Consider the following 8030-nt stretch of genomic DNA (forward strand, 5'->3'; position numbering starts at 1 on the left):
TCAGGCCAATGGCCGGGCGCGTATCCATACAAAGCCCGGCCGACGGCCGGCGTCACCCGCCAAGCGGGGGCGCCGGCCCTCATCCGTACGAGGATCCGATCATGAATTCCACGCTCGACGGCATCGCCGCGGTCCAGGACCGCCCACCCCGTTCCGCCACGCCCCTGCGCGCCGGCCTGCTCGGCATCGCCGCCGGGCTCTTCGCGCTGTGGATCACGCGCGACCAGCCGGCCCTCGACGCAGCGACGCGCGCGGTCATCGCCAGCCTCGCGATCATCGGCACGATCGCATTGCACGAAATCTTCATCTCGCGCGTCTACCTGCGCCCGAGCGCGGGCCTGTCGAGGCAGGCCGTCCGGCCGCTCGGGATCGCGCGCGTCGCGACGCGGCTCGGCGCGCTGACGTCGATCTATGCGGGCATCGGCGTGATCTACTGGCTGCTGCCCGAATACCACGGCGCGTTCTACCTGCCGTTCTGGTCGCTGCTGCGCTCGCTCGCGCCGTACGTGATCGTCGCCGCGCCGTTCTACTTCGCGTGGATGGACCGCCACCAGCGCGAGACCGACGACGCGTACCTGCTGTGGGGCCGCTTCCTGTTCAAACGCGAGCAGCCCGCGAGCTGGAAGCCGGTGCGCGAGATGCTGGCCGGCTGGGGCGTGAAGGCGTTCTTCCTGCCGTTGATGACCGTCTACCTGTCGAAGGACGCCGATCACCTGACCGCGTCGCTCACGAACGCGATGCACGCGCCGATGACGATCGCGACCTTCGTGTTCATGTACGACCTGTCGTTCACGATGGACCTGATGTTCGGCACCGTCGGCTACCTGTGCACGTTCCGCATCCTCGACAGCCACGTGCGCACCGTCGAGCCGACGACGCTCGGCTGGGTGGCCGCGCTGATGTGCTACCAGCCGTTCTGGTCGCTGTTCTCGAACAACTACATCCGCTACGAAGGTTCGATATTCTGGGACAACTGGCTGCTGTCGGCCCCGACGCTGCGCGTGATCTGGGGCACGGTGATCATCCTGCTGCTGCTGACCTACGCGCTGTGCACGATCTCGTTCGGGCTGCGTTTCTCGAACCTCACTAACCGCGGGATCATCACGTCGGGCCCGTACCGCTTCACGAAACATCCGGCGTACATCGCGAAGAACCTGTCGTACTGGATGGTGTCGGTGCCGTTCGTCGAGCCGCTCGGCTGGCAGGTCGGGCTCATGCACTGCGCGGGGCTCGTCGCGGTCAACCTGATCTACTACACGCGGGCGAAGACGGAAGAGCGCCACCTGATGCGCGACCCCGACTATCGCGCATATGCCGAATGGATCGCGCAATACGGGCTGTTCGCGCGGATCAGGCAGGCATTCGGGCAGCGCGTGCCGGCCTGACGCGGCGGCGCAACGCGGGGCCGGCTGCCCCGCCTGCGTCTGCGTTTGCCCATCGACGTCTCGCCGGTTCCGGCGCACGATACGCGCTCTTGCGAACGGCGCAACAGGCGAACGATGAACGTCACCACGGTGCGCTGGCTACGGCCCACGATGCGGAGATCGCCGCAACGACCGGTTGACGAAGGTCGTTGCGGCTTAGCGATCCGTGGACGGGCCGGCTCCCATGGAGGAATCCTTGCGGTGTGCGTTGACCGGGCAGTGTAGTCGGTTCGTCAGGCCGGCACCAGCCGTACGCGCACTGCCCGGTGGCCGCGATCCGGCCGGCCCGCATCGCCTGCCGCTCCGGCGGCGGCACGCCCTCGTGCGGCCAATTGTCGCGAAACGACGCGATTCTCCGCTTTTCGTCGCTTTTCTCCCCCAGTCCGATTGCCCGCCCGGATCGCGTCGCGTATGGTGCTGGCCGTCCGCGTGCGATACGGCGCCCGACCCGCGCGCTGTCGCCCGGACCTTCGACCGTCGTCCCGCACGACGGCCGCGCGGGCCGTGCCCGCCGCTCACCGTCTCCGCGATGCCGCCCTTCGGCGCCGCGCATTCTTGAGGAGAGAGACGTGATCCACAAAGTCCTGATCCTGTTCGCACTCTGCATCGCGGGCCTCGCCGCGATCGCCGCCGGTTTCCAGCACATCCCCAGCTGATTCGCGGCCCCGGCTCGCTTCGCCGGGCCCGGGGGCCGCACCCGTTCCTCTCCCCTTTTGCGATGAACCACTTTCCCGGACCGCCCGGGACGGGCGACCTTTGCCATGCGCATCGACGTACAGCATTCCCAGCACGACATCGACGATGAACTCGACACGCTCTACGCGCGTCTCCACCAGCCGGGCCATCGCCTGCACGGCCTGCCGGCCGTCGCGCTCGGCCGCTCCGGCCTGATCGTCCGCCACCGCGAGGCGGACGGCGAATACTTCCTGTATGTCGAAGATCCGGCCGCGCGCCAGCTCGCCGGCTATACGGTGTTCAACCGGCTGCCCGAAATCCCGCGCCGCGCCGACCGCTACCTGCGCGCGCCGCATACACGGCTGCGCGGCTCGTCGCAGCGCAAGGGCCTCGCGACGACGCTGTATCGCTGGGGGCTCGACGCGGGCCTGTGCCTGATCAGCGGCGCGCGCCAGTCGGCCGGCGCCGCGCAATTGTGGACGGCGCTCGCGCAGGATTATCGGCACGGCTTCGTCGATGTCGAAGGGCGCGCGCTGCGCTATCTCGGCGAAACCGTCGCCGACGACGTGCACGGCGCGCTGCATACGCGGCGGCTGTTGCTCGGGAATGGATGGGAAATCGGGGAATTCGCGCGCGTAGCCGGGATGGCCGACATCACCCGAACGCCAGTGCGATAATCCGTGCGCCCCGCGCAACGCTCGCCGCGACGCAACGCGCCAACCGATCCGCACATCGATGACCACCGAACCCCGACCCGACGCCGCCCCCCGCATCGACATCGTCGCGCTGTGCGGCAGCCTCCGCGCGCAGTCGTACAACGCCGCGCTGCTCGATGCGGCCGCGCTCGTCGCGCCGCGCGGCATGCGCATCGTGCGCTTCGATCGTCTCGGCGAATTTCCGCTGTTCAACCCCGATGCCGAATATCCGTCGCCCGCCGCGGTGCGCGACCTGATCGACCGCGTGAATGCCGCCGACGGCATGCTGATCGCCAGCCCGGAATACGCGCACGGCGTCACGGGCGTGATGAAGAACGCGCTGGACTGGATCGTGGGATGCGAGGCCGTCGTGTACAAGCCGGTCGCGGTGCTGAATGCGTCGCCGCGCGCCACGCATGCGGACGCGGCCCTGCGGGAAACGCTGTCGGTGATGTCGGCGCGCATCGTCGAGCGCGCGTCGATCACGCTGCCGATCCTCGGAAGCCAGCTCGACGCGGCGGACATCGCCGCGCATCCGCCGTTCGCGTCGGCGCTGGCCGACGCGTTGCACGCGCTGCGCACGGCAATCCAGGAGGCAGAACCGGGCCGGTAGCAACCTGCATTCGTGCGTGAATGCGCGCAGCGTTACCGCGCCTTGGCGCGCGTCACCTTCCTCGCCGGTTTGGCCGGTTTGGCCGCCTTCGCGCGCGGCGCTTCCTTCTCGGGCTGCACGCCGCCGCCGGCAAGATCCTCGAGCCACGCGAGCGCGTCGACATACGACAGGAACTGCTGCAGATAGGCCGGCGACAACTCGCGCATCGTCGCGAGCGACCGGTGCACGAGACTGTTCGAATTGAGCGGCCCCGCGTTGCGCGGCACCTGGTCGAGCGACTGACGGTACTGCTGTTCCGTGCGGACTTTCGACCACATCGTGCGGAAGTAGTCGACCAGCTCGGGATCGAGCCCGCGCCGGTCGGCCTGCGCATCGCGCGCGAGCCGCTCGACGAGCGCCGCCAGCGCGCCGCGCGCGGGCGCACCTGCCGCACCGCTCACGGTTGCCGTTTCACCGGCGCGCGCAACGACCTCCGCGAAGCCTTCAAGCAGCGTCGCCAGCCGCGCATCGAGCAACGCGCGCGCGTCGCCTTCGAGCGCGGCCGCACGCCGTTCGAGCGCGTCGATCCGGTGAAAGCGCACCGGATCGAGCCGGTCGGCGCCCTGCTCGCGCCATGCGTCGAGCGTCGCGCGGACGTGCGTCGCGTCGTCCGTCACTTCGCCTTCCCTCCGTTCGATGCCGACTTGCGCGGCACCGGCGCGATTTCCACGCGACGGTTCTTCGCGCGGCCTTCATCGTCCGCATTCGAGCTGACCGGCTGCTCGGAGCCGAACGCGGCCGCGAACACCGACGACGCCGGCACGCCGGCGTCGATCAGCGCACGCGTGACCGTCAACGCGCGCTTGGCCGACAGCTCCCAGTTGTCCGCGAACTGGCGGTTACCGGCATGCACCTGCTGGTCGTCGGCGAAGCCGCTGATCATCAGGATCTCGTCGCGCGTCTTCAGGTAGGCGCTCAGCGGCGCGGCCAGCGTTTTCAGCAGGTCGCGGCCCGCGGGCTGCAACTGGTCGGAGTTCAATGCAAACAACACGTTGCCGCTGATGCCGATGCGGCCGTTCACGAGCGTCACGCGGCCGGCCGCGAGCGGCCCGGCGAGCGCCTGCTCGAGCGACTTGCGCTGCTGCGCTTCGAGCTGGCGCGCGCGCACGGCTTCCTCGAGCTTCGACGTGAGCTGAAGCTGCATGCCGATCACGCCGACGAGGATCAGCACGAACGCGCCGAGCAGCACCGACATCAGGTCGGCGAACGCGGGCCACACCGGCGCGGAGGACGCGCCGCCGTCGATTTCGTCGTGCATGCGTTACGCTCCGACGGGCGCCCGCCGGCCGGCGAGCTGCTGCAGGTCTTCGACGATCTGCTTCTGCGACATCATGCTCAGGTCGATCACCTCGCGCGCCTGCGCGACGTAATACTCGAGCTGCTCGTCGCTGCGCGCGAGCGATTTCTCGAGCGCGGCCTCGATGCGCTGCAGATGGGTCAGCAGCTTGTCGTTCGACTCGCCGAATACCTGCACGGCCATGCCGAACGCGTCGCCGAGGCTCGCGACTTCGACGGCGCCCGCCGTGACTTGCGCGGCCACCGAGTCGAGCTTGCGCGTTTCGGCATCGACGGTGTCGTTGAAGCGCGCGCCGACGCGGTCGAGCAGGTCGGCCGACGTGCTGACGAGCGCGTCGATCGCGGTACGCTGTTCGGTCGACGCGTGGTTGACCGCGCCAAGCAGCGTTTCGAGCGTCGCGAGCAGGCGGCTGCGTTCCTCGAGCATCGCGGTGTCGTGCACCAGGCTGTCGGACAGGCGCTGGCGCAGCTCGGCGACGACGTCGGCCGCGGCCTTCGGCGCCTCCGATGCGGCCTGCACGAGGCGCGCGATCTCGTTGATCGTGTCGCTCGCGTGCACCTGCGCCTGCGCGGTGATGTCGTTCGCGGTGCGGGCCAGCGTGTCGCAGATGTCCTGCTGGCGCGTCGCGGCCTGCGCGCTCGTTTGCGCCCATTCGTCGCGCAGCGCGGCGGCCATCGCAGCGAGCGAGTCGTTCCATGCGGACAGGCGCTGTTCGTCGCGCGTGGCCAGTTGGGTCTGCAGGCCCGTATGCGAATCGCGGATCGTCGACAGCAGCTCGTTCGAGCGTTGTTCGAACGTCGACGCCTGTGCGGTCAGGTCGCGCGTCGTTTGTGCGAGTGCGTCGCAGATTTCCTGCTGGCGGCCCGCGCTGTGCACGCCTGCGCGTTGCCATTCGTCGCCGAGCTTCGTGGCCATCGCGGCCAGCGAGTCGTTCCATGCGGACAGACGTTCTTCATCGCGCGCAGCCAATTGCGTCTGCAGGCCCGTGTGCGAATCGCGAATCGTCGACAGCAACTCGTTCGAGCGTTGTTCGAACGTCGAAGCCTGGGTGGCGAGGTCACGCGTCGTTTGTGCGAGCGCATCGCAGATTTTCTGCTGGCGGCCTGCGCTGTGCACGCCCGCACGCTGCCATTCATCGCCGAGCTTCGTGGCCATCGCGGCCAGCGAATCGTTCCACGCGGTGAGGCGTTCTTCATCGCGTGCAGCCAGTTGCGTCTGCAGGCCCGTGTGCGAATCGCGGATCGTCGACAGCAGCTCGTTCGAGCGTTGTTCGAACGTCGAAGCCTGCGCCGTGAGATCACGCGTCGTTTGCGCCAGTGCATCGCAGATTTCCTGCTGACGGCCGGCACTGTGTACGCCTGCGCGTTGCCATTCGTCGCCGAGCTTCGCGGCCATCGCGGCCAGCGATTCGTTCCATGCCGACAGGCGTTCTTCATCGCGTGCGGCAAGCTGCGTTTGCAGGCCCGTGTGCGAATCGCGAATCGTCGACAGCAACTCGTTCGAGCGTTGTTCGAACGTCGAAGCCTGTGCCGTGAGATCACGCGTCGTTTGCGCCAGCGCATCGCAGATTTCCTGCTGACGGCCGGCACTGTGTACGCCTGCGCGTTGCCATTCGTCGCCGAGCTTCGCGGCCATCGCGGCCAGCGAATCGTTCCACGCGGCGACGCGCTGTTCGTCGCGCGCCGCCAGGTCGGTCTGCAGCCCCGCGTACGACTCGCGCATCGCGGCAAGCGTCGCGCCCGAATGGCGTTCGAACGTCGCGGCGGCTTCGCCCAGCGCGCGCGCATGCTGGCCGGCCAGCGTCTCGCCGACCTGCTCCTGGCGCGACAGCGCATCGCGCCATGCGTCGGACAGGCGGCTTTCAGTCGATTCGAGGCGCGTCGCAACACCGTCGAGCAGGTCCGTCGAACGCTGCGCGAACGTGTCGGTGAACTGGCCGAGCGTCGTCTGCAGCTGCTGCGCGACGGCGTCGCCCGCACGGCGCTGTTCGTCGAGCGCGCGGTTCCAGACGGCCGTCACGTTGCCGGTCGTCTTCTCGAAGCCGTCCGTCAGCCCGTCGAGCTGACGCTGCACGGCGCCCGTCACGGTGTCGCGCAGCGCGGCCATCTCCTGCGCGAGCCCCGTCATCGTCGCGGCGACGACCGGCTGCAGCGCGGCACCGGCCACGCGTGCGCTTTCGGCGGCGCTTTCCTTCAGCGCATCGCCGACATTCGACGCGAGGCCCGCATACGCGCGCTCGGTCCGGTCGAAAAACGCCTGCTGGCTTTCGATCTGGCGATCGTGCAGCGCGACGCTGCGCGCCTCGAGCGTCGTCATCATCGTCTGCAGCCGGTCGACCAGCGCCGGCATCACGTCGGCCTGGCGCTGCAGCAGCCGGAACGATTCGTCGCGCTGGTGCGCGGACGAATGCACACGCAGCGTGGTCGCGATCTTCGCGTCGAGCTGCTGGGCCGCGTCGATCCGCTCGCGGCGCACGAGCGCGGACAGCAACCCGAGCATCGCGGACGTCGCGACGCCGGCGATCGACGTGCCGAACGCGAACCCGAGGCCCTTCACCGGCGCGATCAGCGACGCGCGGATCGCGTCGAGATCGGTCGCGCTTTCGAGCGCGGCGCCGGTGCCCTTCAGCGTGACGACCATCCCGAGCAGCGTGCCGAGCATGCCGAGCAGCACGAGCAGGCCGACGAGGTAAGGCGTGAGCGACGGGCCCGGCAGCGCGACGCGCGCGCCCTCGACCCGCGCGCGCACGGCGCCGCGCAGGCCCGGGTGCAGCGTGTCGAGCCACGTGTCGAGCTTCGCGGGCGGCTCGGTCAGGCCGGCGACCGCGCGCGACAGCGTGGCGGTGGCCTGCCGGTAGCGCAGCAGCTCCCATGCGCCGGCGACATAGCACGCGGCGATCAGCAGCGTGACGGCCGACGCCAGCGGGTTCGACGCGATATAGCCGACGCCGATCCAGCACACAGCGAGCAGACCGGCGACGAAGACAACGAGATCAAGGCGAATTCTGGACATAGCGTGTTGATTAGCTGGTGCGAAGGGCCGCGAGCAGCCCGTCTACCGTTTGAAACCGGACTTCGAGTTCGGCAAGCAGGATGCTTTGCATCTCGTCGCGAAACGTATCGAGCCATGCGCCGGGCACGATCGCCGCGACGGCCGTGCCCTCGGCCGCCACCGCGCCGTCATCGGCCGGGGCCGGATCGGCTGCGGCTGCGGCTGCGGCATCGGCCAGCGCCTGGCGCTCCGCGTCGCGCAGCCGCCCGAAACGCGTGCCGAGCAGCGCGGGTATG

The 8030-nt window shown here is 69.2% G+C and carries 7 protein-coding genes; 3 read left to right on the forward strand and 4 right to left on the reverse strand.

Features of this window, described 5'->3' with window-relative positions:
* Window positions 1–101: 101 nt before the first annotated feature.
* The 3 genes from G3N64_RS37340 to G3N64_RS37350 all read left to right on the forward strand — a co-directional run bounded on the left by G3N64_RS37340 (window position 102) and on the right by G3N64_RS37350 (window position 3407).
* Complete coding sequence (locus tag G3N64_RS37340; RefSeq protein ID WP_205788624.1) at window positions 102–1385, forward strand: isoprenylcysteine carboxylmethyltransferase family protein; 1284 nt, start codon at window positions 102–104, stop codon at window positions 1383–1385.
* Window positions 1386–2185: 800 nt separating this feature from the next.
* Window positions 2186–2776 (forward strand): histone acetyltransferase, encoded by a 591-nt coding sequence (locus G3N64_RS37345; RefSeq protein ID WP_205788625.1) that lies wholly within the window; start codon window positions 2186–2188, stop codon window positions 2774–2776.
* A 58-nt stretch (window positions 2777–2834) separates the two neighbouring features.
* Window positions 2835–3407, forward strand: coding sequence for an NADPH-dependent FMN reductase (locus tag G3N64_RS37350; protein WP_205788626.1), 573 nt, complete (start codon window positions 2835–2837; stop codon window positions 3405–3407).
* 32 nt (window positions 3408–3439) lie between these two features.
* Here the strand turns inward: G3N64_RS37350 and G3N64_RS37355 are convergent, their stop codons facing one another.
* From G3N64_RS37355 to G3N64_RS37370, 4 genes are all read right to left on the reverse strand, one after another.
* Window positions 3440–4063: a DUF2894 domain-containing protein gene (locus G3N64_RS37355; protein WP_205788627.1), complete on the reverse strand. Its 624-nt coding sequence runs from the start codon at window positions 4061–4063 to the stop codon at window positions 3440–3442.
* Window positions 4060–4704, reverse strand: coding sequence for an OmpA family protein (locus tag G3N64_RS37360; RefSeq protein ID WP_205788628.1), 645 nt, complete (start codon window positions 4702–4704; stop codon window positions 4060–4062). The genes G3N64_RS37355 and G3N64_RS37360 overlap by 4 nt, the downstream gene beginning before the upstream one ends.
* Before the next feature lie 3 nt (window positions 4705–4707).
* Window positions 4708–7755 carry a DUF802 domain-containing protein gene (locus tag G3N64_RS37365; protein ID WP_205788629.1) on the reverse strand — a complete coding sequence of 1016 codons (3048 nt, stop codon included), beginning with the start codon at window positions 7753–7755 and terminating at the stop codon, window positions 4708–4710.
* Window positions 7756–7765: 10 nt separating this feature from the next.
* On the reverse strand, window positions 7766–8030 hold a 265-nt coding region (locus G3N64_RS37370), incomplete at its 5' end, for a DUF3348 family protein (protein WP_205788630.1).

The organism is Burkholderia sp. Ac-20344 (assembly GCF_017104975.1).
In the GTDB taxonomy this organism is placed as follows: Bacteria; Pseudomonadota; Gammaproteobacteria; order Burkholderiales; family Burkholderiaceae; genus Burkholderia.